Annotated in this window: 25 protein-coding genes; 9 read left to right on the top strand and 16 right to left on the bottom strand. The window is 70.1% G+C overall.

The annotated features are described in order from the left end of the window. Window positions 1–74: 74 nt before the first annotated feature. Window positions 75–467: a hypothetical protein gene (locus MKK50_RS10145; protein WP_499022000.1), complete on the bottom strand. Its 393-nt coding sequence runs from the start codon at window positions 465–467 to the stop codon at window positions 75–77. Between the two features lie 5 nt (window positions 468–472). After that, the gene (locus tag MKK50_RS10140; protein ID WP_253372544.1) at window positions 473–1,390 is read right to left on the bottom strand and encodes an RgsD C-terminal domain-containing protein; all 918 of its coding nucleotides are present in this window, start codon (window positions 1,388–1,390) and stop codon (window positions 473–475) included. Between the two features lie 155 nt (window positions 1,391–1,545). Here MKK50_RS10140 and MKK50_RS10135 point away from each other — a divergent pair, with 155 nt between their 5' ends. Together MKK50_RS10135 and MKK50_RS10130 are read left to right on the top strand one after the other, a co-directional pair. Further along, the gene (locus MKK50_RS10135) at window positions 1,546–2,133 is read left to right on the top strand and encodes a nitroreductase family protein (protein ID WP_499021997.1); all 588 of its coding nucleotides are present in this window, start codon (window positions 1,546–1,548) and stop codon (window positions 2,131–2,133) included. A gap of 10 nt (window positions 2,134–2,143) precedes the next feature. Continuing rightward, a complete protein-coding gene (locus tag MKK50_RS10130; RefSeq protein ID WP_253372548.1) occupies window positions 2,144–2,749 on the top strand; it encodes a flavin reductase family protein in 606 nt (201 codons plus the stop codon). A gap of 452 nt (window positions 2,750–3,201) precedes the next feature. Here the strand turns inward: MKK50_RS10130 and MKK50_RS10125 are convergent, their stop codons facing one another. The 3 genes from MKK50_RS10125 to MKK50_RS10115 all read right to left on the bottom strand — a co-directional run bounded on the left by MKK50_RS10125 (window position 3,202) and on the right by MKK50_RS10115 (window position 5,645). Continuing rightward, the gene (locus MKK50_RS10125) at window positions 3,202–4,194 is read right to left on the bottom strand and encodes a catalase family peroxidase (protein WP_499021995.1); all 993 of its coding nucleotides are present in this window, start codon (window positions 4,192–4,194) and stop codon (window positions 3,202–3,204) included. Window positions 4,195–4,356: 162 nt separating this feature from the next. Next, window positions 4,357–4,944 (bottom strand): glutathione S-transferase family protein, encoded by a 588-nt coding sequence (locus MKK50_RS10120; protein WP_499021993.1) that lies wholly within the window; start codon window positions 4,942–4,944, stop codon window positions 4,357–4,359. Window positions 4,945–4,982: 38 nt separating this feature from the next. Continuing rightward, window positions 4,983–5,645, bottom strand: coding sequence for an aldolase (locus MKK50_RS10115; protein WP_499021991.1), 663 nt, complete (start codon window positions 5,643–5,645; stop codon window positions 4,983–4,985). 177 nt (window positions 5,646–5,822) lie between these two features. Between MKK50_RS10115 and MKK50_RS10110 the strand changes: the two genes are divergently transcribed. Next, window positions 5,823–6,929, top strand: coding sequence for a transglycosylase SLT domain-containing protein (locus MKK50_RS10110; RefSeq protein ID WP_499021989.1), 1,107 nt, complete (start codon window positions 5,823–5,825; stop codon window positions 6,927–6,929). Next, window positions 6,926–8,563, top strand: coding sequence for a DUF2336 domain-containing protein (locus MKK50_RS10105; protein ID WP_499021987.1), 1,638 nt, complete (start codon window positions 6,926–6,928; stop codon window positions 8,561–8,563). The genes MKK50_RS10110 and MKK50_RS10105 overlap by 4 nt, the downstream gene beginning before the upstream one ends. Window positions 8,564–8,848: 285 nt before the next feature. On the opposite strand, the gene MKK50_RS10100 is transcribed toward MKK50_RS10105, so the two are convergent. The 4 genes from MKK50_RS10100 to MKK50_RS10085 form a co-directional block, all read right to left on the bottom strand. Beyond that, a complete protein-coding gene (locus tag MKK50_RS10100; RefSeq protein WP_499021985.1) occupies window positions 8,849–10,303 on the bottom strand; it encodes a UdgX family uracil-DNA binding protein in 1,455 nt (484 codons plus the stop codon). Then, window positions 10,303–11,514: a putative DNA modification/repair radical SAM protein gene (locus tag MKK50_RS10095; protein ID WP_499021982.1), complete on the bottom strand. Its 1,212-nt coding sequence runs from the start codon at window positions 11,512–11,514 to the stop codon at window positions 10,303–10,305. The genes MKK50_RS10100 and MKK50_RS10095 overlap by 1 nt, the downstream gene beginning before the upstream one ends. Before the next feature lie 112 nt (window positions 11,515–11,626). Continuing rightward, window positions 11,627–12,058 carry an OsmC family protein gene (locus MKK50_RS10090; protein ID WP_499021980.1) on the bottom strand — a complete coding sequence of 144 codons (432 nt, stop codon included), beginning with the start codon at window positions 12,056–12,058 and terminating at the stop codon, window positions 11,627–11,629. Between the two features lie 86 nt (window positions 12,059–12,144). Continuing rightward, on the bottom strand, window positions 12,145–12,756 hold the full coding sequence (locus MKK50_RS10085) for a RecX family transcriptional regulator (RefSeq protein ID WP_499021979.1): 612 nt from the start codon (window positions 12,754–12,756) through the stop codon (window positions 12,145–12,147). A gap of 95 nt (window positions 12,757–12,851) precedes the next feature. Here MKK50_RS10085 and MKK50_RS10080 point away from each other — a divergent pair, with 95 nt between their 5' ends. Then, window positions 12,852–14,261 carry a TAXI family TRAP transporter solute-binding subunit gene (locus MKK50_RS10080; RefSeq protein ID WP_499021978.1) on the top strand — a complete coding sequence of 470 codons (1,410 nt, stop codon included), beginning with the start codon at window positions 12,852–12,854 and terminating at the stop codon, window positions 14,259–14,261. A 53-nt stretch (window positions 14,262–14,314) separates the two neighbouring features. Here the strand turns inward: MKK50_RS10080 and gorA are convergent, their stop codons facing one another. The 5 genes from gorA to MKK50_RS10055 form a co-directional block, all read right to left on the bottom strand. After that, window positions 14,315–15,715 (bottom strand): glutathione-disulfide reductase, encoded by a 1,401-nt coding sequence (gene gorA, locus MKK50_RS10075; RefSeq protein WP_499022098.1) that lies wholly within the window; start codon window positions 15,713–15,715, stop codon window positions 14,315–14,317. Between the two features lie 26 nt (window positions 15,716–15,741). Further along, window positions 15,742–16,911 (bottom strand): O-antigen ligase family protein, encoded by a 1,170-nt coding sequence (locus MKK50_RS10070; RefSeq protein WP_499022096.1) that lies wholly within the window; start codon window positions 16,909–16,911, stop codon window positions 15,742–15,744. Window positions 16,912–16,979: 68 nt separating this feature from the next. After that, window positions 16,980–17,576, bottom strand: coding sequence for a DUF2059 domain-containing protein (locus MKK50_RS10065; RefSeq protein WP_499021977.1), 597 nt, complete (start codon window positions 17,574–17,576; stop codon window positions 16,980–16,982). Window positions 17,577–17,617: 41 nt separating this feature from the next. Then, a complete protein-coding gene (rpiA, locus tag MKK50_RS10060; RefSeq protein WP_499021975.1) occupies window positions 17,618–18,328 on the bottom strand; it encodes a ribose-5-phosphate isomerase RpiA in 711 nt (236 codons plus the stop codon). 168 nt (window positions 18,329–18,496) lie between these two features. Beyond that, window positions 18,497–19,006: a hypothetical protein gene (locus MKK50_RS10055; RefSeq protein ID WP_499021973.1), complete on the bottom strand. Its 510-nt coding sequence runs from the start codon at window positions 19,004–19,006 to the stop codon at window positions 18,497–18,499. A gap of 184 nt (window positions 19,007–19,190) precedes the next feature. Here MKK50_RS10055 and gph point away from each other — a divergent pair, with 184 nt between their 5' ends. From gph to MKK50_RS10040, 3 genes are all read left to right on the top strand, one after another. Further along, window positions 19,191–19,892: a phosphoglycolate phosphatase gene (gph, locus tag MKK50_RS10050; protein ID WP_499021972.1), complete on the top strand. Its 702-nt coding sequence runs from the start codon at window positions 19,191–19,193 to the stop codon at window positions 19,890–19,892. Between the two features lie 100 nt (window positions 19,893–19,992). Further along, complete coding sequence (locus tag MKK50_RS10045; RefSeq protein ID WP_499021970.1) at window positions 19,993–20,658, top strand: hypothetical protein; 666 nt, start codon at window positions 19,993–19,995, stop codon at window positions 20,656–20,658. Between the two features lie 78 nt (window positions 20,659–20,736). After that, window positions 20,737–21,732, top strand: coding sequence for a DUF4424 family protein (locus MKK50_RS10040; protein WP_499021969.1), 996 nt, complete (start codon window positions 20,737–20,739; stop codon window positions 21,730–21,732). Between the two features lie 10 nt (window positions 21,733–21,742). Here the strand turns inward: MKK50_RS10040 and MKK50_RS10035 are convergent, their stop codons facing one another. Beyond that, entirely contained in the window at window positions 21,743–22,984 is a 1,242-nt protein-coding gene (locus tag MKK50_RS10035) for an argininosuccinate synthase (protein ID WP_499021967.1), read from the bottom strand. A gap of 174 nt (window positions 22,985–23,158) precedes the next feature. Here MKK50_RS10035 and MKK50_RS10030 point away from each other — a divergent pair, with 174 nt between their 5' ends. Beyond that, window positions 23,159–23,785, top strand: coding sequence for a 2-hydroxychromene-2-carboxylate isomerase (locus tag MKK50_RS10030; protein WP_253372579.1), 627 nt, complete (start codon window positions 23,159–23,161; stop codon window positions 23,783–23,785). 48 nt (window positions 23,786–23,833) lie between these two features. Here the strand turns inward: MKK50_RS10030 and MKK50_RS10025 are convergent, their stop codons facing one another. Continuing rightward, complete coding sequence (locus MKK50_RS10025) at window positions 23,834–25,783, bottom strand: putative bifunctional diguanylate cyclase/phosphodiesterase (RefSeq protein WP_499021965.1); 1,950 nt, start codon at window positions 25,781–25,783, stop codon at window positions 23,834–23,836. Window positions 25,784–25,924: the final 141 nt, after the last annotated feature.

Genomic DNA, 25,924 nt, shown 5'->3' with positions numbered 1-25,924 from the left:
TTCAGGTTGAGGCAGTTGGCCGGACGAGCGGATCCGATCCACGAACCGGCTGACCTCGTTCGCCAGACAGACGCTCAGCCCGCGGTGCAGTTCGCTTCGAACAGGGACTTCGCCCGCTCCATGGCCCGGAACGCCGCCATCGAACCCGGGCTGCGCAGTTCCGGCCCCTCGGGCAGACGCCCGAGGAATTTCTCGGAGAGGTCGGCGACGAACGGCCGGGGGCCGGTATAGGCGCCCATGCGGTTGCGCACATCGACCGTGCCGCACAGGGCCCCGGCCCGGCCGATGCGCAGGTCGGCGACCTTCGCCTCGGGGTCGCGCATCTGCCGCTCGATCAGACTCAACGCGGTGCGCGCCGCCTCCGCCCCGACGCCGGACTCCGAGCCGTCCACGACGGTCTGAGCACCCGCCGCGCTCGCGCCGGACAGGATCAGGAGGGCCGCGAAGGCGGTCTTGCACAGGCTCATCGGGCTCAGCTTCCTTTCGCCACCACTTCGATGTCGCGGTCCATGCCGCTCTCCACCTTGAACTCGCGGGTGAAGACCTGGCCGTCGTGGCGGGCGATCAGCACGTAGTCCCCCTCCGCCAGCGTCACCGACGGAAAAGCGCCGATTGCCTCGCGGATCGTGTCGCCGCCCGGCGTCAGCACGCTGAAGGCGGTGCCGGCGAAGGCCTCGGAGCCGGGGGCGGCCACGAGCTTCAGGGTCACGGTCGCGGCGCGGTGGTTCATGGTCGCGTCGGTGACCCGGCCGTTCTCGACCCGGAGGTCGGCGCGCTGGATCGCGTTCGAATCGCCGTAGCTCGACACGACGTGGTAGGTGCCCTCGGGCAGCCGCACGATCTCGCCGGCCTTGATGCCGCTGCGCACGAGGCGCCCTTCCGAGTTCGTCCCGATCGGCACGTAGACCGAGAAGCCGAGCTGGTTGCCCGGGATCTTCTGGTCGCCGACCGCGCCGGACAGCTTGAGCGCCCCCGCGGCCACGCGGAGCTGATCCGTGCTGGCGGTGCCCGCCATGGTGATCCGCTTCGAGGCGCTGGCATAGCCGTAGGTGACGGTGGCGACATAGGCGCCGGCCGCGAGCTTGAAGGTCGGGGCGGGCTCGTTCGAGCGGGCGACAATCGTCGGGCGGGCGCCGTCGCCGTTCTCGCCGTAGACGCGCCAGGTCAGGCCGGAGCGGATCGGCCCGTTCGCGCCGACGAAGACCGCCGAGAGCGTGAGGTCCGCCTCGCCCTCCGCCGCAGGCGGGGGCAGCATCGGCCCGGTCACGCCCGGCGAGGGCAGGCCCGGCCCGAACGGCGTCGGCGCCTGCGCGGCGGCCGGGATCGCGAGGAGTGCGGCCAGAGCGACGACCGAGGCGACGATTCGGCAGCCTGCGGACCCGCGTCCCATCGTCCCTCGATCCTTCTGCCCGCGCCGTCCGGGGCCATCTTGGCCTTCGATGCGCCCTGATGCACCCGCGCGCTCTTGAAACTCGACCGTGGCGGCGGCATGGCGGTCAGCAGTTCAGCGTCACCCATCCTTCAGCCCCCGCAACCGGATTGTCCATGACCGAGCTTCGAGATGCCGCTGGAGATCGCACCCTCGACCTGCTGCGCACCCGCCGCTCGGTGCCGCCGATGTTGCTCGACGGGCCCGGCCCCGCGCCGGAAGAACTCGAGGGCTGGCTGACGGTCGCGGCGCGGGTGCCCGACCACGGCAAGCTCAGCCCCTGGCGCTTCCTCGTGATCGAGGGGGAGGCGCGCGAGCGCGTCGGCGCGATCATCGAGCGCACCTTCCTCGCTGACTTTCCGGAGGCCGAGGAGAAGCGGCGCGCGCAGGAGCGGCAGCGCCTGACCCATGCGCCGACGGTGGTGGGCGTGGTCTCCCGCGCCGGGCCCCACGTCAAAATCCCGGAATGGGAGCAGGTGCTCTCGGCGGGCGCCGTCTGCATGAACCTCGTGGTCGCCGCCAACGCGGCGGGCTACGCCACCTCTTGGCTCACCGAATGGTTCGCCTACGACCGCCGGGTGCTCGATGCCCTCGGTCTCGACCCGGCCGAGCGGATCGCCGGCTTCATCCACATAGGCCGCGCCCGCGAGGTGCCGTCGGACCGGCCGCGGCCGGACCTCGTCCAGATCGTCACCCGGCTCTGAGGGATTCCCCATGCATTACGAGGCCGAGACGCCCAGTCTGCCGCATAACCCGCTGAAAGCCATCGTCGCCCCGCGTCCGATCGGCTGGATCAGCGCCATGGACCGGGCGGGGCGGGTGAACCTTGCGCCCTACTCGTTCTTCAACGCGGTGGGCGGCGAACCCGACATGGTGATGTTCTCCTCCTCGGGCCGCAAGGACGCGATGACCTTTGCCGAAGAGGGCGGCGAGTTCGTGTGCAGCCTCGCCACCTTCGACCTGCGCGAGGCGGTCAACGCCACCTCGGCGCCGCTGGCACGGGGCGAAAGCGAGTTCGGCTTTGCCGGGTTGACCCCCGCACCCTCGCGCCGCGTGCGCCCGCCCCGCGTCGCGGAATCGCCCGCGGCGATCGAGTGCAAGTGGCTTCAGACCGTGCCGCTGGTGCCGCTCGGCGGCGGAGAGCCGGCGAATTTCATGGTGATCGGGCAGGTGGTCTCGATCTACGTCGACGACCGCTTCGTGCGGGACGGCCGGGTCGATACCGGCGCCATGCGCCCGATCCTGCGCGGCGGCTATTTCGACTATTTCACCACCGAGTCCGAGAACCGGTTCGAGTTGCACCGGCCGAAGGGCGCTTGAGCGCGCGGGGTGAGATCCCACCCCGCGTGACCGCTGTCCGATCCGCTGAGTGCGGCAAGCGGACTGCGATGTGACTCCCGCGCGCTTCGGAACATGGCCAAGCGCCTGCGGTTGGTCACGCGGACGGCACCGACGACTGGCCGCATTCGGGAGCGAACGCATGATGGGATTGTCTGGACGCGGAATTCTCCTCGGCGCTTCGCTTTTCGCCGGTCTCGTCAGCAGTGCTGCGGCGGCCGAAGACAAACGGGCTGCGTCCCCACCCCCGGCCCAGGACCGGAATGCGGCCGGCCCCTCCACGGGCAGCGTGGGCGCAGGGGGCCTGACCGGCTCGGGCGCCACGAAGGACGGTGCCCGCACCGGTACCCCGGATGCGCCCCGTCCCGCCGGATCCTCGGCTCCCGCCACCGGGACCGCCCGTTAGGTGGAGCGATCCCGGTGGCCCCGATCCCCTACTGCGCGCGTCGTCCGAACGACACCGCATAGGCCTGGACGCGGGCGTCGATCAGCGGATCGTCCGACACCTCGATGCCGTCGGTGAGTGCGTTCGGCATGAACAGGAGTGCCTTCTCGGCCTCCGCGCTGTCTGCCACGCCCTTCGTGACCGTCAGCGTGCCGAGGTCGAGGGTCTTGCGGCTCTCCGGCCACGGCTTCGTGGCGTCGTTGGTGGGATCACCCGCCTCGGCGAGCTGAGCCAGCACCCGAAACTTCGCCGGCTCCCGGGCGAGGCGCGGGCCGATCTCGTCCATGAGGTAGTTCGGCCCCTGCTTGGCCGCCGCCTCGGCAGGCAGAATCTCTTCGCCCTGGGCCGGCACGAAGCGGAAGCGGAACGGCTGCCGCTTGCCGTCCTTGTCCACGAAGACGAAGGCGTTGACGCCGTTATAGGTCTGCCGGGCGAAGCTCGACGGGGTCTTGGCCGTGGAACCCGCTGTGGCGGCGGCGGGGTGCGTGGCGACGAAGCGTTCCAGTGCGGTCGGCTTCTTCGCGTCCGGCCCGCTCTCGGACACCGCCTTCAGGAGGTCGCGGAATTCCTCGCCGGTGGCGACCGGGAAATAGGCGAGCGAGTTCACGACGACGTCCATGTCCGCGCCGTCGCTGAGCTTGAACTTGAGCGACATGCCGTGCGGATTGGCGTTGGCGGCGCCATCCGCGATCGTCGGCACGCCGGTCGCGTCCGAGAAGCGGATCGTCACCGGCACGGCCGGCCCGGCGAACAGGGACGCCTTGCTGACCTTCGCCGCCTCGGCGGAGGGGGTAAAGCTGCCCTCGGCGACTACGCCCTTGGCGTGGTTGGCGCGCTTGCCGGCATGCTTGCCGAACAGGGTGTTCATGACGTCGATCGTCTGCTCGGCCGTCGAGCTGTCCTGCGCTCGGGCCGGAAGGCCGCCGATAAGCGCCAGCGCGACGCCCGCAGCCAGGGCACGTCCGTATGTTGAGACCAACATTCATTCCTCTCAGGCGCGCGCGACATGGGACAAGCGCCGCTCCTGCGAAATGGAACGATTTTAATCCGAAGCAAGCTTCGGTGATTTGGCGACGAAAGCGCGTGGCGGGTCGGCAAGCCGCCGGAGCCTCGATGCCGATGGCCCGCTTTCAGGACGAAAGCTCTAACCCACGATCCCGAGCCCAGCCTCGACGCGAGCGATCCAGCCCCGCACGGCCGGATAGGGCGTGAGATCGAAACCGCCCTCATGGGCGAGGCGGGTATAGGCCACGAGCGCCACGTCGGCGAGGCTCAAGGCGGAGCCGACGAGGAACGGCCGATCCGCCAGGGCGCCCTCCATCAGGGCGAGCGCGGCGTGACCCCGCTCGAATAGCTTCGGTTCCAGCTCCGCCTCGTCCCGGCCGAGATAGAGAAGCTGGAAGCGGCGCACGGCGATGGTGGGCTCGTGGCTGTACTGCTCCCAGAACAGCCATTGCTGCATCTTCGCCTGCGCGAAGGCATCCGCCGGGATCAGAGCGGAATCGCGGGCGAGATAGCCGATGATCGCGTTCGACTCGGCGAGGCTGCGCCCGTCCTCCAGCACGAGGGTCGGCACGCGTCCGTCCGGGTTGAGGGCAAGGAAATCGGGCGTGCGCGTCTCACCCTTCAGGATATCGACCTCGCGCCAGTCCAGGTCGATCCCGAGATGCGCCGCGACCCAGGCCACCTTCAGGCAATTGCCCGACTTGGCGTCGCCGTAGACAGTGAGCATGAGAACCTCTTCTGTCCCGCTTGCAACCGAGGGGTGCCTCACCCGGCCCCGCCGCGCGTCCGGGCCGCGACGCGTGCCGGAGCACGCAGCACGACCCATTCGAAACCGTCCTGCCACGCCACCGCAAGCCGTTCGGGTGAGTCATCCTCGCCCGTTGTCAGCATCTCGAAGGCGGTGACACCCGCCGCCGCCGCGGCAAGGCGAATGAGGCTGCGGGCCTGGGCGAGCGCGGCCGCCTCTCGCAGACCCGCCGCAAGCGCCGTCCCGTCGAGGCCGAGGCCGGCGAGCCGCGGGCTCGCTCCGGCAAAGCTGCGGGCGTCGAGCACGCCGAGGGGATGGGCGATCGCGGCGAGGATCACCGTTGCCCCTTCGGGCAGGCCGGCCAGCGCTTCGCAGACGGCGAGCCGGCCCCCGAGGGCGGCGACATCCCGGCCGGAGCGCGCATCGCGCAGCAGCACGCCGTCCGGCCCTTGCGCCATGAGCGCATCGAGGCCGGACGCGTCGGGGCCGTCGAGAGCGGCGTAGAGCGTCAGACCCGGCCGGCGCGCCCGCAGAGCCGCCACGAGCCGGGGCGGAAGCGCAGCCTCGAACACCAGGGCGTCGGCGCCCGCCGCCAGAGCCGCATCGGCCGACGCCGCATCCACGATGGTGACGGCGCGGCGCGGCGCGTCAGGCTCAAGACGAGGAGAGGCGGGGGTCATGCGGCCTTCAAGGGAACGGGGCGGATTCGGCCGGCGCCTCTCCGCTCAAGCCGGCGGAAAACCTACGCTTTCTCGCAAAGCGACGCGTCGGAAGCCACCATATTCAAGCTTCCTTTACCATAGGTGCAGGAATGTCAGGGCTCGCGGGGCCGAGTGACGGTCCCGGCGGGACACGTCATGTTCCTGTTCACCAATGCTCCCACCGCCACCCGCGAGACCGCCGCCCCGGCGCGGGCCGCCGCGGCGAGCGGCGAGGTCGTCGATGCGATCCGCGAGGGCGCGCAAACGAGCGGCGTCGGCTTCGACTACCTGCTCGCCACGGCCCAGCGCGAATCGAGCCTCAACCCCTCGGCCAAGGCGAGCACCTCCACGGCGACCGGCCTGTTCCAGTTCATCGAGCAGACCTGGCTCGGCGTCATGAAGAATGCCGGGCCCAAGCTCGGCCTCTCCTCCTACGCCGACGCCATCACGGCCGGCACGGATGGCCGCTACACCGTGGCGGATCCGGCGGCGCGGCAGGCGATCCTCGATCTGCGCCGCGATCCCAAAGTCTCGGCGGCGATGGCGGGCGCGCTGACGCAGCGCAACGGCGAGGCGCTGAGCACGGCGCTCGGGCGCGAACCGAATGCGGGCGACCTCTATGCCGCCCATGTCCTCGGGGCGAAGGGCGCGAGCGCCCTGATCGCGTCGGCGCAGGCGAACCCGTCGCGGCCCGCCGCCCTCGACATGCCGGAGGCGGCCGCCGCCAACCGCAGCCTGTTCTACGACCGCGCCGGGCGCCCGCGCAGCGCCTCCGAACTCTACGGCCTGTTGAGCCAAACGACGTCCGGCGTGGCGACCCCGGTCGCGACCGCCGCGGCCGAAGCAAACCCGCCGACCGCCTACGCCTCGCTGGAAGGCGGCCTGCGCTCGCTGTTCCAGACCGACCGGCGCCAGGGCGCGGTCTCGGAAGGGGTGGCCAAGCTCTGGCAGAACCGCGCCGCCGCCAGCAGCGCGGACCGCACCGGCCCGACTTACTTTCCGCGCTCCGACGCCTGGAACGAGACCGAGAGCACGACCACTCCGAGCGCCGCCACGAGCATTGGCACGGCCGTGGCGGAAACTGCGGCCGCCTCGGAGCCCATCGTCGTGCCGCTTCCGCCGCGCCGGCCCGCCGGACTGACGGCAATGGCTGCCGCGACCACCACCCTCATGGCCGGCCCGACGACGGACCGGCCGACCGCCACGCAAGCGAAAAACTCGCTGTTCGATCCCTCCGCCTTCCGGCTCAGGAGCGGCTCATGATCCTCCGCCAGTTCCTCACCCTCACCCAGAACGCATCCCCCGAGCGGCGCGCCGAGGCCGCGGGCGCGCTGACGCGCAGCTACCTCCAGGGCACGCTGGGGCCGGAGGCGGCCTGGGAGGCCAAGACCGCCCTGCTCGCCCTGCTCGACGACCCCGCCGCGGCGGTGCGCCGGGCGCTGGCGCAAGCCTGCGCCGACTCGGATCAGGCACCGCGCCCTCTGATCGTGGCATTGGCCTCCGACCAGCCGGACATCGCCTGCCTCGTGCTGGCGCGCTCGCCCGTGCTGATGGATGCCGACCTCGTCGATTGCGTCGCCATGGGCTGCGAGGAAACCCGCACCGCCGTGGCCGGGCGGCTCGACCTGTCGAAGCCGGTGGCCGCGGCGCTGGCGGAGGTGGGCGACGCTCCCTCGCTCATCGCCCTGGCAAACAACCCCTTCGCCGCGATCGGCACCGCCGCGCTGCTGCGGATGGTCGAGCGGCACGGCGACGACGCGGCCCTGCGCCAAGCCCTGCTCGCACGCACCGATCTCGCCATCGAGGTGCGCCACGCCATCGTCACCCTGATCGCCGAGCAGCTCTCGCGCTTCGGCCAGGATGCCGGCTGGATCAGCTCCGAGCGCGGCGCCCGCACCGCCCGCGAGGCCCGCGACGCCGCCGCCCTCGCGCTGAGCGACGAGGCCGGGGAAGCGGGCCTCGCCCGGCTCGTCGCGCATCTGCGGGTGCAGGAACAGCTCACCGCCGGGCTGATGCTGCGGGCGGTTCTCTCCCTGCGCCTGCCCTTCGCGGAGATGGCGCTGGCCGAGTTGAGCGGACTGAGCCGCGCCCGCGTCGCCGGGCTGATGCGCGAGCCGCACGGGGCGGGCTTTTCCGCCCTGCACCGCCGCGCCGGATTGCCCGACCTGCTGCTGCCGGCGGTGCGCGCGGCGCTGACCGTGTGGCGCGATTCCAACGACGGCCGCAACGGCATCGACGGGCCGCGCCTCGCCCGTTCGATGATCGAGGCGGCGCTGACCGCCTGCGAGACCCTGCCCTTCGCAGAGGCCCGCGGCCTGATGGCGCTGCTCGCCCGCTTCGAGGCCGAGGCCGCCCGTGACGAGGCCCGCATTCTCGCGCACGAACAGGCGGAGGCGCAGGCGAAGGAAACGGGCGGAGCCGCCATCCTGCTCACTGCACCGGTGCCGGTGGACGTCGTCGTCGCGACGGCGCCGTCCGAGATCCTCGTCCTGTCCCCGGCCTCCGCCGCGCCGGAGCCGAACATGCCCGACGCCTCCACCGCGTGGCCGCTGGCACCGCGGCCGGAAGACCGGATCGGCGCGGCCGTGGTCTCGGCCGGGCCGGACGCGGCGATCGTGCCGGATTCGGCCGAGATCGTGCTTGCCGGCCTCGCCGACGCGATCATCGCGCAGTTCATGGCCGACCGTGCCGCGGCATCAGCACCGATCGTGGCGCTCTCGCCGGAGCCGCTGCTCGAGGTCGTTGCGGACATCGTGCCCGAAACCATCCCGAAGATCTCGGTCGAGCCGAAGCGCATCGCACGCCCGCGCGCGATCGCCGTCGCGGTGGCCGCGGGCATGATCCCGGAGCACCTGATCCTCAGCTACCGCGCGGACCGGGAGCGCCTCGCGGCGTAAAACGGCACTGGTGCGGAGACGGCTTGCCCCCGCCTCGGCCGGCGTCCAGGCCCGCATCGCCTGCGGCCCGACGATGTCGAGCGACTCGAGGAAACCGCTTCGGCGACCATCATCGCTGCGGACCCGGCGCGAGGGGCGCAGCGGCGCCCGTGACAAGTTGCGGGCGCAGGCCACGTCGAGCGCGGTGGCACCGGCCAGCGCCATGAACGCATTCATCGCGTTGCCCCCGCGGGTTGGCCTCTTCCGGGGCCGGCAGCACCGTGGCGATGGAGCCAGGATTTCGTTTCATGCTGCCAGGGCGTGTGCCCGCCGCAGGTCGTCGACGAAAGCTCGATAGGCCGCCGCCTTCGCCGCCTCGTCGGGTAGGCGTAGCAGGTAGGACGGGTGGACCGTGATGAAGCCCGCGAACGGCCGCCCGAAATCGGCGGGGCCGCGGGCGCGGGTGACCGGGATTGGCTTGCCCGTCAGCGACAGCACCGCGGTGGCCCCCAGCGCCACGACGAGTTTGGGGGCGACGAAGTCGAGTTCCCTCTCGAGCCACCAGCGGTAATGACTCACCTCGCCCGCCGTCGGCTTCTCGTGGATGCGGCGTTTGCCGCGCAGAGTGAACTTGAAGTGCTTGACCGCATTCGTGAGGTAGGCCTCGCGCCGGTCGATCCCCGCCTCTTCGAGCGCGCGGGAGAGAAGCTGCCCCGCCGGGCCGACGAAGGGCCGGCCCTGGCGGTCCTCCTGATCGCCCGGCTGCTCGCCGACGAAGGCGATCCGGGCGCCGACCGGTCCTTCGCCGAGCACGGCCTGGGTGGCGCCGGGCACAAGCGGTTCGGAGCGAGAGATGATCGCGTTGAGGGCTTCCAGCGAGTCCGGTTCGTCCTGGGCCATCTTCGCCACGGCGCGGACGGGGTCACGCTTGACCGGCATCGTCGGCGCCTTCTCGATCATCGCCTGCGCGCGGGCGCTCGCGGCCCGGACGAGGGCGGGAATCGCCGCCGTCTCCGGCATGTTCCGCCAGTACTTGCGGGGCATCTCGGCGCGCATGGCATCGAGGTTGAGCCGGGCCGGATTGAACGTGCTCTCGTAATAGTCGCGCCAGCCGGCCTCGAAGCCGTCGCCCTCCGGCACGTCCTCGCGGCGGCCGGGCGGGCCGAAGCGGAGCGAACCGTCCCAGTGGGCCGAGCCCTCCGGCGTCAGGATCGACCATGTCAGCGCGCGGAAGCGATCGACGAAGAAGGGTGCGGCGGCTTCCAGGATGTGATGGTCGGGCTCGAACCACGCGACGAAGCGCTCGGGCCCCTCCCCCGGCATCCGCCGGAAGCGCAGGAAGGCGTGCATCTTGTGCAGGTCGCGCCCGATCGCCTTTCGCATCCGGTGCAGCCGGTGGACGAGCGGATCGCTCAGGACCTCCATCAGTGCCCGCTCACCGTGCAGGACGCGCCAGAGCAAGGCGTAGAGCAAGCCGTAACGCTCGGGGTCGCGATGGGGCACCACCATCGGGATCAGTTCGGTCACCGCGCGGGGGAGCCGCAGCGGCAGGCCGTCCACGGGGGCGGTCTCGGCGCCGAACAGGCTCGGGGCTTCACTCTGCCAGACGGTGTTTTCAGGCGGTATCTCGGCCGCGATCAAGCGGCGAGCCGCCGCGCGAAAGCCTGAAAGATCCGCACCGGGGGCGAGGCTGACGACGTGAATGCCGCCGAAATCCCCTGCCCGCTCCGTGAGGGGAAGGTCACGCGACGGCTTGCCCATCAGAACAGGCTCAACTGCTCGGCAGGCTCGGCGAGCTTCGCCCGCAGATCGAGCCGGTCGGTCAGCGTCGTCGGCCGGAAATCCTCCGCGATCAGGAACGGCCGCGCCCGCTTCAGCCCCGAACTCAGCCGGGCGACGTCGTCGAGACGCAGGCGCGCGTGGCGGCGGGCCTTGATGATGGCATCGACCGCCCGCGCCCCGAGCCCCGGCACCCGCAGCAGCATCTCCCGGTCGGCGCGGTTCACATCGACGGGGAAGCGGTGGCGGTTCTTCAGCGCCCAGGCGAGCTTGGGATCGATGTCGAGGGCGAGCATCCCGTCCTCGGACGCTCCGGCCACGTCGTCGGCGGAGAACTCGTAGTACCGGATCAGCCAATCGGCCTGGTACAGCCGGTGCTCGCGCCGCAGGGGCGGGGCCTGCGGCGGCAGGGCGGCGGAGGCGTCGGGGATCGGGCTGAAGGCCGAGTAGTAGACGCGCTTGAGCCCGTAGGTGCCGTAGAGCAAAGCGGATTTGCGGATCATCGCCTCGTCGGTGGTGGCGTCGGCCCCGACGATCACTTGCGTCGATTGCCCGGCCGGCGAGAAGCGGCGGCGCTCCTCCTTGGCCTCGATGATACGCTCGCCGATCTGGCCCATCGCACTCTCGATCGCCGCGCCGTCCTTCTCCGGCGCGAGTCGGTTAAGGCTCTCTTCCGTCGGCAGTTCGAGGTTGATCGAGAGCCGGTCGGCGTAGAGCCCCGCCTCCTCGATCAGCCAGGGGCTCGCCTCGGGGATCGACTTCAGATGGATGTAGCCGCGAAATCCGTGCTCGCGCCGGAGCTTCTTGGCGACGCGGGTCAGCATCTCCATCGTATAGTCGGGCGAGCGGATGATGCCCGACGAGAGGAACAATCCCTCGATGTAGTTGCGCTTGTAGAACTCGATCGTCAGCGTCACGACCTCCTCGACCGAGAATCGCGCGCGGGCAACGTTCGAGGAGCGCCGGTTCACGCAGTAGACGCAGTCGAACAGGCAATAATTCGTCAGCAGGATCTTCAGCAGCGAAACGCAACGCCCGTCCGGCGTGTAGGCGTGGCAGATGCCCGCCCCGGTGGTCGAGCCGAGTTCCCCCGCGCCGGCCTTGCGCTTCGGGGCGCCCGACGAGGAACAGGAGGCGTCGTATTTGGCGGCATCCGCGAGGATGCGCAGCTTGCGCGCGAGCTTGTCGTCCATCGAACGGAAGATGAACGCAAGGGCTCGCGGATCAATGTGGCGCATTGGCCTGCGCACCGGAAAAGTGCCCTCCCGCCGCGCAAACGCGGCGCGACGGAAGGGCCGGGACGCGTCAGCCCTGGGCGAGCGTCTTGTCGAGGGTGATCTCGGCGTTGAGCAGCTTCGAGATCGGGCAGCCCTTCTCGGCGTTGCCGGCGAGTTCGGCGAACTTCGCCTCGTCGATGCCGGGGATCACCGCCTTGAGGGTGAGGGCCGACTTCGTGACCTTGAAGCCGTCGCCGTCCTGCACGAGCGTGACGACCGCCTTGGTGTCGAGCGAGGTCGCCTTGAGGCCGGCCGACTGGAGCTGGAAGGCCAGCGCCATGGTGAAGCAGCTCGCATGTGCGGCAGCGATCAGCTCTTCCGGGTTGGTGCCGGGCTCGTTTTCGAAGCGGGTGTTGAAACCGTAGGGGTTGTCCGAGAGCACGCCGGATTGCGTCGTGATTTTGCCCTTGCCGGTCTTGCCGTCGCCTTCCCAGTGGGCGCTCGCATGGCGGTCGGTCATGTCCGTCGTCCTCGTCGTCTTGAAGCGGAAGCGATCCGCGTGGCCTCCGACGTGGAGCGGTGAGCGAGCCTGTCGAGGGGCATACCTCACTCTTGGTTGATGGATGTCGCGTCTTCATCTGCCTCGCCGGCGAGCACGGCCTTGGCGAGCGCGTAGGAGAATCCGGCCCGCGCCATGGCGGCGAGGTCGCGCTCGCGGTGGGCCTCGCGGGTTTCCGGCCGGCGATAGGGGCCGAGGCGGCGGCGGCGGGCATAAGCGAGGGCTGCCTTTTCCTCGGTATCGGCCTCGCCACCTTGCGTCCCGGCCGCCTCGTCCTCTTCGGCGAGGGTCGCCGCGATCGTCTCCCGGTCGATCCCCTTGGCGGCAAGCCGCGCCTGCGCCTGCCGGGTCGACGTGCCGCGCCGCCTCAGGCCCCGCAGGCGGGCGGCGGCAAAGCGCGCATCGTCCACGAGCCCGGCGCGCTGCGCACGGGCGACTGTCTCCTCGATCAACCCGGCATGAGCGCTCGCATCCTCGTCGCGGGAGCGGCAGCGGCGCTCGACACGGCGGGCGAGCACCCGGCGCAGCATCTCGGACGAGGCGCCGTAGCGGTCGAGGTAATGCGTCGTCACCCGTTCCAGCCACGCAGGCGTGACCGGCGGCTCGGGCCTTGCTTCGGGTCTGCCTTCACTTCGGCTTGAAACGGTTCGGGCAATCATTCGTTCTTCACGATCCGGACAGGTTTTCGATTCATGAATCTCGGATGGATCGCACGCGATTTCGAGGGCTCCGCCGCCGCATGGTGGCCACGCTCATGAGGCGCGAATGGCTCTACGTGCTGCTGGCCCTCGGCTTCGCGGCGGTAGCCGGCCTCGTCGTCAGCCTATCACGTCCCACACTGCTCACGGTGGCGGTCGGCCCGCGCGATGGCGTCGAAGCGGGGCTGATCGAGACCTATGCGCGGGCGCTGACCCGCAATCACGAGGACGTGCGCCTGAAGGTCGCGCCCTTTGACGACGTGCGCGACAGTGCCGCCGCCCTGGAGCAGGGCCGCGCCGACCTCGCCGTGGTGCGGCCCGATGTGAAGCTACCGGATAATGGCCTGACGCTGGCCATCCTCCACGACGAGGCGCTGATCGTCGCCGCCCCGGAAACCAGCGGAATCGGGAGTTTTTCGGATCTCTCGACCCGGCGCCTCGGAGTCGTCACGCGCCACGAGGCCGACCTGCCGGTGCTGACGAGCCTGCTCGACTTCTACGACTTCAAGGCGGCCCCGGAGGCCGAGGCGCTTGGCAGCGACGCCCTCGCGGCCGGTCGCATCGGCCTCGTGCCGCTGAAAGCCTCCGAGATCACCGGGGCGCTGGAAGCCAAGCGGGTCGATGCGGTGGCGATCATCGCCTCGCCCACCGCCAAGCCGGCGCAGGCGATGCTGCGGGCGGTCGAGGCGGCCGCGCCGGAGCGCAAGGTCACCCTCGTCAGCGTGCCCGACGGCAAGGCGATCGTGCAGCGCATGCCGACGCTCCAGGCCGTCACCCTCTCGGCAGGCACCTTCGGCGGACGGCCCAAGCGCCCGGAGGAGGATGTCGAGACGGTGGGCGTCTCCTACCGGCTGATGGCCCGCGGCGCGGTGAGCCGCGTCGCCGTCGCCTCCGTGGTGCAGCACCTGTTCGAGTGGCGCTCGCGCCTCGCGGCCTCCGCCCCGATCGCCCACCAGATGAAGCCGCCGGACTACGACACCACCGTCACGGCCACGAGCGCCCAGCTTCCCAACCATCCCGGCGCGGTGGACTATTTCGAGCGCGAGCAGCAGACCTTCCTCGATCGCTACGAGGATTGGATCTACCTGTTCGCCTTCTTCGGCGGCACGCTGGGCTCGGGCGTCGCATGGCTCGGCCAGCGCCTCGCCCGCAAACGGCGCGAGCGTATCGACATCGTCCTCGACCGCCTGCTCGACATCCTGGCCGAGGCCCGCGAAGCGCAATCGTCGGCCGCCCTCGACGCGCTCACCCGCGAGACCGACGCGCTGATCGCCGACGTGGTGCGCCAAGCCCGCGAGCGCAGCATCGATTCGCGGATGATCTCCGCACTGATCCTGGCCATCGACGCGGTGAACGGCGCCCTCGATGACGGCCGCCGTGCGTTCGAGCCCGGCGCCGACCCGAACACCGGCAGCCGCTCGCGCACGGCGCGGCTGCTATCGCTGAGCCTGCCGGCGGCGGAGTAGGCGCGAGCCTCATCTCGAAAGGGTGTCGCCGGTCCTCGGAAAACTCCGATGCGCTATCCCACCCCCACCGGGTGCTTCACCACATGGGGCGTCCGCATCGTCACCAGTTCCTCGCCGAGCGTCGGGTGCACGGCGATGGTGCGGTCGAAATCGGCCTTGGTCGCGCCCATGGTGACCGCAATGCCGATGGCCTGGATGATCTCGCCGGCATCCGTCCCGAGGACGTGGACGCCGACCACCCGGTCGCTGGCGCGGTCCACCAGAACCTTCATGATCACCCGCTCGTCGCGGCCCGAGAGCGTCGCCTTCATCGGGCGGAAGCTTGCTTTGTAGACGTCGATGTCGCCGTAGCAGCGCCGGGCGACGTCCTCGTTGTGGCCGATCACGCCGATCTCCGGCGTCGAGAACACGGCGGTGGCGATCAGGCGGTGATCGACGCACCAGGGTTTTTGCCCGAACACCGTGTCGGCGAAGGCGTGGCCCTCGCGGATCGCCACGGGGGTGAGTGCGGCGCGGCCGTTCACGTCGCCGACGGCGTAGATCGAGGGCACCTTCGTGCGCGAATCCGCCTCGACCGGGATCGCGCCGCGTTCGTCGAGGTCGATCCCGACCCGCTCCAGCCCGAGCCCGGCGACGTTGGGGCGCCGGCCGGTGGCCACCAGCACGCAATCGACGGTGAGGCTCTCGCCCCCGTTCAGGGTGGCGCGGATCGCCGAGCCGTCGCGCTCCAGGCGCTCGACGGTCTGATCCAGGCGCAGGTCCATCCGCTTGGCATAGGCCTCGCCGAGCGCGTCGGCGATCTCGGGGTCGAAGCCGCGCAGCAGGCTTTTTCCGCGGTGGAGCAGCGTGGTCTTCGATCCGAGGCTGGCGAAGACGCCCGCGAATTCCACGGCGATGTAGCCGCCGCCGACCACGAGGATACGCTTCGGCTGGGTCTCCAGCTCGAACACGCCGTTCGAATCGATCGCGAGTTCCGCGCCGGGAATCAGCGGCTCGCGCACGGGCGTGGCGCCGGTCGCGATCAGGATGAACTTCGCGCGCACGCGCCGGCCGGAATTGACGAGACGCACCGTGTGCGGGTCCTCGATCACCGCGCGGTCGGCCACGACCTCGACGCCGGCACCGGCGAGGTTGCGGCCGTAGATGCCTTCCAGCCGTGCCACCTCGGCATCGCGGGAGCGCTTCAGCGCGGCCCAGTCGAAGCGCGGTGGCTCGATGTGCCAGCCGAAGCCGGCGGCGTCCTCGAAGTCGTCGGTGAAGCGGCCGGCATAGACCATCAGCTTCTTCGGCACGCAGCCGCGGATCACGCAGGTGCCGCCGACGCGGTACTCCTCGGCCAGCATCACCCGCGCGCCGTGGCCGGCGGCGATGCGGGCCGCCCGCACCCCGCCCGAACCGCCGCCGATCACGAACAGGTCGACGTCGCAAGACTCGCCCATCTCGGTCTCGCCCATCTTGGACTCGCTCATCTCGGTCTCGCTCATGCGCGCGCGGCTTCGCTCTCGCGTGCGGGCTCGTATGGGGATTTGGCGCAAGCCGCCGCCCGCAGCCATGTGATGGCGGCCGCGAGGCCCGCCGTCCACCATCCCTGCCACGCGCCGTGCTCGACGAACATCACCGCCACCGCCGCGCCCAGCAACCCGAGCGCCGTGGCGAACAGCAGAGGCGGCAGCGTCGCCGCCGCGCGGAGAGAAAGGAAGGCGACCAGCGCCGCGAGCGCCGCGCCGACAAGGCCGAGTTCGGCCCAGATCTGAAGGAAGCTGTTATGCGGGTGGCCGACGGCCAGCATCGCCCGCATCTCCGGTTCGAGCGCCGCCGCCGCCGGCACGTCGGCGAAGCGCAGGCCCATGCCGTAGCCGGAGCCGATCCACGGGGCCTGGGCCACCGCGGCGCCGAAGCTCTGGGCGATGGCGACCCGCGCCCGCGACGAAGACTGGGTCAGCCGCTCATGCGCCGCCTCCGGCATCAGCCGGTGGAGGATGTCGCCCTCGACCGGGGCCAGGGCGAAGGAGAGCCCGAGGACCAGCGCCGCAAGCGCCAGGGCCATGGGTCTCGGGAACAGGCGCCCGACCCCAAACATCGCAGCGCCCGCGAGCAGTCCGAGGATGGCCGCGCCGCTGATCGAGCGCAGGATGGCGAGGCCCGCCAACGCGAGCAGGACCCCGGCGGCGAGGCGGTGGCCGCGCAGGGCGAGGAAGGCAGCGAGCGGCCCGGCCAGCAGAAGCACCGTCAGCAGCGGGCGATTGAACATGAACAGGGCCACGCGCTGCCCGAGCCACGCCTGCGGCGCCAGCCCGAGGGCGAGGCTTCCCGCGATAAAAAGGCAGGCGGCAGCGAGCAGGCCGGCGCCGAGGGGCAGCGCCCAGGCCGGAAGCCGGGCCGGCGCGAGCCGGGCCAGGATCGCCGCGGCAGCGAGCGTCGGCAGGAATTCGGACAGCACCCGGCCCCAGAGCGCGGGAAACGGGCTCCAGGCCAGCGAGACGAGGCACCAGCCGAGGAAGGCCAGCGCGGCAAGGCCGAGTGGGGCGCGCAGGGGTGCGATCAAATCGGCGGCGGCGCGCCCGCCGCGCTCGGCAACGGCGCCGGCGAGGAACAGCAGCGCCGCGATACCGACGACGAGCGGGCTCGACCGGTTGGCGAGCGCCATCATCGGCGCCACCAGCGCCAGGGCGACGGCACCGGCCGCGTAGAACCGCGGGGCCGCGGCGGTGCCGAGGGTCACTGGAGCTGGTGGCCGCGCTTGCCCATCTCGGCGCGGGTGCGGACCATGATGTATTCCGAGACTTCCTGGGTCCAATCCTGCATGGCGCCGACCATGTCATCGAGGATCTGCGGCTGGGTCTCGACGTAGCGCTTGCCCGCGGGCGAGCGGAAGAAGGCGACGATGTCCTTCAGCTCGGCCTCGTTCAGGCGCTTGGCGTAGATGCGCGCGGCGATGGTGATGAGCCGCTGCTTCTGCAGTTCCATCTCGGAATCGAGACCTTTCAGCACCTCGTCCAGATCCTTGGCGAGGTCGGGCCGCGTGACCGCGTTCTTGCGGATCTGCTCGGCCATGGTCGGGATGATCGAGTCGAAGGAGCGGGCGATGCCGGAACTCAGCATCACCTCGCGGGCGAGTGCGAGGTGGGCGGCGCTGAGATCCGGCTCCGGCGCGGGGGCCGGCGGCGGGGCCGTTCCGGGCTTCGCCGTCGGCTTGGGAGAGGCGGCCGGGGGCTTGGCGGCCGGCTGCTGCGCGTGCGCCGCCGGCACGAGAGCGGCCTGCGACAGAAGGGCCGCGAGGCAGGGGCCGCCCAGGGCGGCAAGACGGAGAACCATGCGGGAGAAGCTCCGAAAAAAGGAAGGGCGGCGATCAGGCGTCAGAGGCGGCCGAGAACGCTGACCACGGCCGCATCCCCCTCGGCCGCAGCGAGGATGGCCGCGTCGGCGACGCCGAGGAACAGGCCGTGCTCGACCACGCCCGGCACCGCCCAGAGCCGGGCGGACAGGGCCTCCGGATCGGGAATGCGGCCGAGCCGCAGATCGAGGATGGCGTGGCCGCCGTCGGTCAGTAGCGGCGCGCCGGACGCGTCGTGGCGGCGCACGATCTCGCCCGTGCAGCCGGCTCCCGCCACCGCCGCCTCGACGGCGCGGGTGGTGGCGCCGATGCCGAACAAGTTCACCTCTACCGGCAGCGGAAAGGCGCCCAAGGTCTCGACGTGCTTCCCGGCGTCGGCGATCACCACCATGCGGCGGCTCGCGACCGCGACGATCTTCTCGCGCAACAGGGCGGCACCGCCCCCCTTGATGAGGCGCAAGCTTCCATCGATCTCGTCGGCCCCGTCGATGGTGAGATCGAGTTCGGGCAGGTCTTCGAGGGTAGCGAGCGGGATACCCTCGCGCTCGCAGGCGAGGCGGGTCGCCTCCGAGGTCGGCACGCCGGTCAGTTTGAGGCCGGCACGCACGCGCTCGCCCAGAAGCGTGATGAAGGCCGCGGCCGTGCTGCCCGTGCCGATGCCGAGGCGCATCCCGTCCTCGACCAGGGGGATCGCGCGCTCGGCCGCCGCCCGCTTCAGATCCGGCGCGCTCACGAAACGACCTCGGGAAGCGAATTCATCGGCTGCATCGGGGGCTGCATCGAACCGTCGAATCTGGGGTGGAATGGGAGGCAGGCCCTAGCACGCCTCCCAGCGACCGCAAAAGGCGGACGCAAAGAAGCACGGATGCTTCCCAAAGCGCGTCCGGCGCTTCGTCTGCGGTCAGGGCCGTGTTCCCTGCGGCGGCGTGGCGCTCGGGCCGGCGCGACCGGGGGCCGGTCCGGTCGCGGCGGCGCCCGCCCCGCTCGCGGTGCCGGCGGGCGGCGGACCGGCCTGCTCGGTGCAGACGACCAGCTCCTGACGGATCTGGACGTAGCAGGCGCTGGTCTCTCCGGTGCGGTAGTTGACCCGGTAGATTCCCGACTCGCGGGCGTGGCGCGAGGCGACCAGGCCGTACTCGCCCGGACTCTGCGGGCCGGCGCCCTCGCCGGCGGCAAAGCACAGGGTGACGCCGACGCTGTCGTCGCGCAGGCCGTACTGGCAGGAGGTGACCTCGCCGTTGGCGCGGTCGATCCGGTAGATCCGGTTCAGATCGACCGCGGGCGCGGCCACGAACTCATAAGGCCCGGCCGCCTCGGCCGCCACCGGCAGGCAGGCCAGAGCCACGGCGAGCAAGCCGGCGGACGACCGGGGGAGAGAAAGACGCGAAGGGACACGCATGGGGCGGGACATCGTCTTGTTGCGGAAGAGCGAAAACGGCGAATCATCGGCGGCGCGATCAAGCACCCGCTCCGTGGCGGAGCTTGGGCAGAGAGGCAACACTGAGTGTCCGCGCTAACCGGGCATCAACCGCCAGGGTTGATCGTAGGAGAGACGACCGCTAGCCAGCTTGACAACGGAACGCACCGGGACGCCGATGAACGCGCACAGCTCCCCGATCGTCGTGTTCGATCTCGACGGGACCCTCGCCGAGACCGCGGGCGACCTGATCGGCACCCTCAATGTCATCCTCGCCCGGGACGGCCACGCGCCACTCCCCCTCGAACAGGCCCGCGACCTGCTAGGTGCAGGCGCGCGTGCCCTGATCCAGCGCGGCTTCACGGTCGCGGGCGCGAGCCTGACACCGGAGCGGCTCGAGACGTTGTTCCAGGACTTCCTCGCCTATTACGGCGAGCATCTCACCGACAATTCCTATCTCTTCCCCGGCGTGGTCGAGGCGCTGGACCGGCTGGAGGCGGCGGGCTTTCGCCTCGCGATCTGTACCAACAAGGTCGAGTCGCACGCCGTGGCGTTGCTCGATGCGCTGGGCATCGGCCATCGCTTCCACACGATCGTCGGCAAGGAGACCTTCGCCTTCTCGAAGCCGGATCCGCGCCACATCACCGCGACCATCGAGCGCGCCGGGGGCGATCTCCACCGCGCCGTGATGGTGGGTGATTCCAAGGCTGACGTCGCCGCGGCCAAGGCGGCCGGCATCCCGGTCGTCGGCGTGACCTTCGGCTATACCCCCGTGCCGATGCGCGAACTCGCGCCCGACTGGGTCATCCAGCATTTCGACGCCCTGCCCGAGGCGGTCGATGCCCTCCTCGCCCGCGAGACCGTGAAACCGGCCGCCTAACAAGACATCGCACGGCTTGCACCCGCGCGGGCGCTGGGCCACTGAGCGTTGCGACGGGGCCCTCCACCGCCCCGTGGGGCGCGAGAGGCAGACCGGCGACATGAGCGAGACGGACACCTTCGACCTGACGCTGGAGCGCATCGCGCTGATCCGGCGGATGGTCGTGGCCTGGAACGGAGCGGAGACCGGCGCGCCGATGATCCATCCGGACGCGCCCTACGGCAGCACCGACCGCGACGGCGACATCTTCAACGTCACCGGCGACGACGAGGGCGCGGACGAGGAGCACCGGGCGATGGGCGACGCGCTCGCCGTGTTTCTGCAGAACGCGACGCTGAAGCCCGGCCGCTACCAGTATCACAACCCGCTCGCCAAGCTCGCGACGGGGGATGTCTTCGACGTGTTCCGCGACGAGGCCACCGGCGAGACGCCCGAGCACATCACCTTCGAAGTCACCGACGAGCACCTTCGGCTGCTGCGGGCGTTCAGCCTCGAATGGGACGAGGAGTACGACGTGCCGAGCGTCGATCCGAAGCGGCCCTACGGCCACATGACGTGGTACACGGTGGAGATGGCGGTCCATCTCGGCGAACCGCCCGATAAGGACGCGGAAGGCCGCGCCATCCTGACCGACGAACAGGAGGCCCGCCTGGAGCGCCTGCACCGCGAAATGCAGCCGGCGATGCAGATCTTCCTGCGCTACGGCGATCTCGGGCCGGGCCCGTTCCGGCAGCCCGAGGGCACGATCGGCTGGGAGCCGGCCTGAGCGCATCCTTCCCCCCTTTGCGAATCGCTGTGCCGCCCGCCTATCAGCGGTGCAGCGTTTGCAAGAGGGAGCGGCCGGATGAAGCGAGGATGGATCACGGGAACGGTGCCGGGCGCCCTCATCCTGGCGCTGGCATCCGTGACCTTACCCGTCCGGGCGAACGACAGCGCCGCCACCCTCGACGCGGGCGGCCTCGTTCTGGTGCGCGATGCCGAGATCGAACTGGCGAGCGAGGATCTTCGCATCGGCATCGACCGCATCGACGTCGATTACGTCTTCCGCAACCGCTCGAAGGCGCCGCGCACCCTGCGCCTCGCCTTCCCGCTCCCGCCCATCGATGGGGCCGAACTCTCGTTCAGCGCCCTCTCGCTGCCGGTTCAGGGAAGCGCCAACTTCGTCGGCTTCACGGTCAAGGCCGACGGCCGAACGATCGAGCCGGCCCTGGAGGAGCGCGCCTTCCACGGTACGCAGGAGATCACGGAACGCCTCAAACAGCAGGGGCTTCCGCTCAACCCGCTGCGGCGCGAGGAATTGGAAACGGCGCTCAAGCGGCTCTCGCCGGCCGACCTCCAGGCCTTGCACAAGGCCGACCTGCTGTCCGATGCGACGCCGGACGCCGGCGCGCAGTGGCGCAGCGAGGCCAAGTTCCACTGGGAACAGGTGTTTCCGGCGGACGCCGAGCTGCGCATCGCCCATAGCTATGCGCCGATCGCCGGCAACTGGTTCCTCTCGCCCAAGGACGCCGCGGCGCGCGATTTCCGCGCGCGCTACTGCCTCGACGATGCCGGCCTCTCCGGAATCCGACGCCTCGCCGCGGCGAAGCCCGAGGGCTACACCCGCGCCTTCGAGGTGCCCTACATCGTCACCACGGCCCGCAACTGGGCCGGGCGAATCGGCCGCTTCACCCTGACGGTGGACAAGGGCCGCGCGGAGGCCCTCGTCAGCTTCTGCCGCCAGGGCGTGCGCAAGACGGGTCCGACCACCTTCGTCTGGGAAGCCCGCGACTACGTCCCGGATTCCGACCTGCGCGTGCTCTTGGTCTCGAACGATCCCGCCTTCCTGGGGGATCGCTGAAGCGCGGGGCTCAGCCCTCGCGCTTCTTGCGCTGCGCCAGGGTACGCAGGCGCAGGGCGTTGAGCTTGATGAAGCCGGCCGCGTCCCGGTGGTCGTAGGCGACGGCGCCCTCCTCGAAGGTGACGAGGTCCTGATCGTAGAGCGAGTGCGGGCTCGTCCGGCCGATGACGTGGACGCCGCCCTTGTAGAGCTTGAGCCGTACCTCGCCGGTCACCTTCTCCTGGCTCTTGTCGATCAGCGCCTGGAGCATCTCGCGCTCGGGCGAGAACCAGAAGCCGTTGTAGATCAGCTCTGCGTATTGCGGCATCAGCTGGTCCTTGAGGTGGGCGGCGCCCCGATCCAGCGTGATCGACTCGATGGCGCGGTGGGCCGGCAGCAGGATCGTGCCGCCGGGCGTCTCGTACATGCCGCGGCTCTTCATGCCGACGAAGCGGTTCTCGACCAGATCGAGCCGGCCGATGCCGTTGGCGTGGCCGAGCTCGTTCAGCTTGGCCAGCAGCGTGGCGGGCGAGAGCGCCTCACCGTCGATGGAGACGGCGTCGCCCCGCTCGAAGCCGATGGTGACGATGGTGGGCGTATCGGGCGCCTCTTCCGGCGAGAGGGTGCGCGAATAGACGTAATCCGGCACCTCGACCGCCGGATCCTCCAGAACCTTGCCCTCGGAGGAGGCGTGCAGGAGGTTGGCATCGACCGAGAACGGGCTCTCGCCGCGCTTGTCCTTGGCGATCGGGATCTGGTGCTGCTCGGCAAACGCGATGAGCTGCTCGCGCGAGCGCAGGTCCCACTCGCGCCAGGGGGCGATCACCGTCACGTCGGGCTTCAGCGCATAGTAGCCGAGTTCGAACCGGACCTGGTCGTTGCCCTTGCCGGTGGCGCCGTGACACACGGCGTCGGCCCCGACGCGTTCGGCGATCTCGATCTGCTTCTTGGCGATCAGCGGCCGGGCGATCGAAGTGCCCAGCAGGTAGATCCCCTCGTAGACCGCGTTGGCCCGGAACATTGGGAACACGTAGTCGCGGACGAATTCCTCGCGCAGGTCTTCGATGAAGATGTTTTCCGGCTTGATGCCGAGCAGCTCGGCCTTGCGGCGCGCCGGCTCCAGCTCTTCGCCCTGGCCGAGATCGGCGGTGAAGGTCACGACCTCACAGCCATAGGTGGTCTGAAGCCACTTGAGGATGATCGAGGTGTCGAGCCCGCCGGAATAGGCGAGAACGACCTTCTTGACGGATTTGTTGGGGCTGGCGTCGGACATGGTGTTGGGCTCGGGCAACAGGGTGCAGGCGGATTAACAGCGGAGGCGCGCGGCGCGCAACCGGCGGGGCGGCATGCCCGTTGCCTCGTTTCCGATCCAGCCTGCCCCGGAGTGCCGCCGCAGACGTGGTAGGGTCACCGGCAGGACGGACGAGCCGATCCGGAGAATCGACGAATGCCGCGGCGAGCGACCCTGGAATTCTGGTACGAGTTCGCCTCGACCTACTCCTACCTCTCGGCCATGCGCATCGAGGCGCTGGCCAAGACCGCCGATGTCGAGCTGCGCTGGCGACCGTTCCTGCTCGGGCCGATCTTCGCGTCGCAGGGCTGGACCAACTCGCCTTTCAACCTCTACCCGGCCAAGGGGCGCAACATGTGGCGCGACCTGGACCGCGAGGCCGCCCGGCTCGGGCTCCCGCCGGTCACGCGCCCCAATCCCTTCCCGCAGAATTCGCTGAGCGCGGTGCGCGTGGCGACCTACGGCGCCGACCAGGACTGGCTGGTGCCGTTCTCGAAGGCGGTATTCGAGACGAGTTTTGCCAAGGGCGGCTCCATCGCCGAGCCGGCAGCAGTGGGGCGCATCCTCGATGCGCTCGGGCTCGACGGCACCCAGATCCTCAAGGCGGCAGCCTCGGAGGCCAACAAGGGCCGCCTGAAGGTGGCCGGCGAGGAGGCCCGCTCCCGCGGCATCTACGGCGCGCCGAGCTTTCTCACCGAGGACGGCGAACTGTTCTGGGGCAACGACCGCCTGGAACAGGCGCTCGCCTGGGCTGCGGGCGACCGGCCCGATGGCCTGCAGTAAGCGGGCAGAGACGAAGGAACACGGGCAGCGCGAGGCGCCCCGGCCGCTTCAGGCGGAAACCGGGTGCGCCTCCGCCACGCCGCGAAGGCCGCCGAGCAACTCCGACATCGGCTTCGGCATGCCGATCAGATAGCCCTGAACGTAGCGACAGCCGTGGCGGCGCACCGCGCTCAATTGCGCCGTGGTCTCGATCCCCTCGGCGATGCCGTCCAGCCCGAGGTTCTGGCACAGATCGAGGATGGTGATCACGACGCTGCGCCCGAGATCGGATTCGACATTGGCCATGAAGCCGCGGTCGATCTTGATCCGGTCCAGCGGCAGGCGGTGGACGTAGTTCAGGCTCGAATACCCCGTCCCGAAATCGTCCAGCGCGATCTTGATACCGAGCGCGCGCAGGAGCGTGATCGCCTTCTGCGCTCCTTCGAAGTCGCGCATCAGCGCGGTCTCCGTCAGTTCCAGCGTGATCCGCCGGGGATCGATCCCGCTCTGCCGGACCGCGGCGAGGATCGCGATGACCGTCTCCGAAGAAGCGAGGTCGTGCGAGGAGAGGTTGAACGACAGGCCGATCTCGGGCGGGAGCCTGCCTGCGTCGGCGAGCGCCTTGCGCAGGAGAAGCAGGGTCACCGAGTGAATCATCCCGCAGCGCTCCGCCACGGCGATGAAGCGGTCGGGCGGCACGCGGCCGAGCTTGGGGCTCGTCCAGCGGGCCAGCGCTTCCACCGTCGTGATGCGATCCGTCAGCGTGTCGAGGATCGGCTGGTAGTGCATCTCGATCTCGGTGGCGAGATCCGCGCTCTGGAGGGCGGTCTCGACCGCGCGCTCGGCCCGGATCGCGTCCTCGTGCTCCTGCGAGAACAGGGTCGTGGTCCCGCGTTTCCGCTCCTTGGAATGGTAGAGCGCATAATCGGCCCGGTCGAACAGCGCGTCCGCGGCGCGTCCGGCGCTGGGATACAGCGCCAGGCCGCCCGAGCATCCCGGCACGACTTGCGTCTCGCCGAGTGAGATCGGTGTGTGCAGCGCCGAACAGATGCGGTTGCAAAGCTCGACCGCGGCGGCCGTGCAGTCGACCGCGTGGATCAGCACGCCGAACTCGTCGCCGCCGAGGCGCGCGACCGTCACGCCGTCCACGGCGAAGGCGCCGAGACGGCGGCCGGTTTCCTCCAGCACCCGGTCTCCGGCGGTGTGGCCGAACGTGTCGTTGATCGGCTTGAAGCGGTCGAGGTCGAAGATCGCGAGGGCGAAGGCGGCGTTTTCGGTCGCCGAGGCGGTGATCAAAGCGTCGAGACGCTGGAAGAAATAGCGCCGATTGGGCAACCCGGTGAGGCTGTCGGTATGCGCCAGCCGCTGGTTCTCCGCGCCGAGTCGCTGCGCTTCGGCCTTGGACTCGACCAGTTGCAGGAAGGCCAGGAAGTTGTTGGTGAGGATACGCACCATCACCACCGTGACGAAGGCGGTGTTGAGCGCGATCGCGATGAAGACGCTGTTGCCGCTCGTGAAGCAGTGAATCAGGAAGCTGCCCATGACGATGACGGTCACCATCAGCGCCGCGGCCGGCAGATGCGTCAGGCAGAAGATGCAGGCGATGACGGTGATCGCGACGAAGATCGCGACGTGGCCCTGCTCGAACGGGCCGCCATAGGCGTTGAGCGTCATCGCCCAAGCGACGAAGAGGACCGAGAACAGGACGGTGAGGAAGCTGGTGCCGCGCATCCGTTTGACGGCGGCAGCCCCGGACATCGCCTGCGGCCGAAGACGCCACCAATGCACGGCCCGTACTGCACACAAGCCGATCATTGCGCCGGGGAGCCCGACGGTCAGCCAAGCCGGCGCAAAAGGGTAATGGGTGAAGGCGAGGGCGCAGGCGTTGACGGAGAGCAGCGCATAGAGCGACGGGATCTGCTTCTGCAACTCCCTGAGCTGGCGGATGCAAGCTTCCGGGTCCGTATAAATTGGCACGATACCGCTCAGAAGTTCTCGGCGGCCGCGAAAGAATCTCATTCTCATCTTACCGGGCACCGGGCCACGAACACGTCGTCGTGCGTCCTCTGACAGAGACACACTAAGTCTTATTTCTCCTAAGGATTCATTGCACCGAAATACTCGGTCTCCGTACCCGCGGACATTGGCGAGAGAGCGCTC

The organism is Methylobacterium sp. J-043 (assembly GCF_022829505.1).
In the GTDB taxonomy this organism is placed as follows: Bacteria; Pseudomonadota; Alphaproteobacteria; order Rhizobiales; family Beijerinckiaceae; genus Methylobacterium; species Methylobacterium extorquens_A.
The sequence above is the reverse complement of the archived record's forward strand: the minus strand, read 5'-3'. Positions and strand labels throughout refer to the sequence as shown.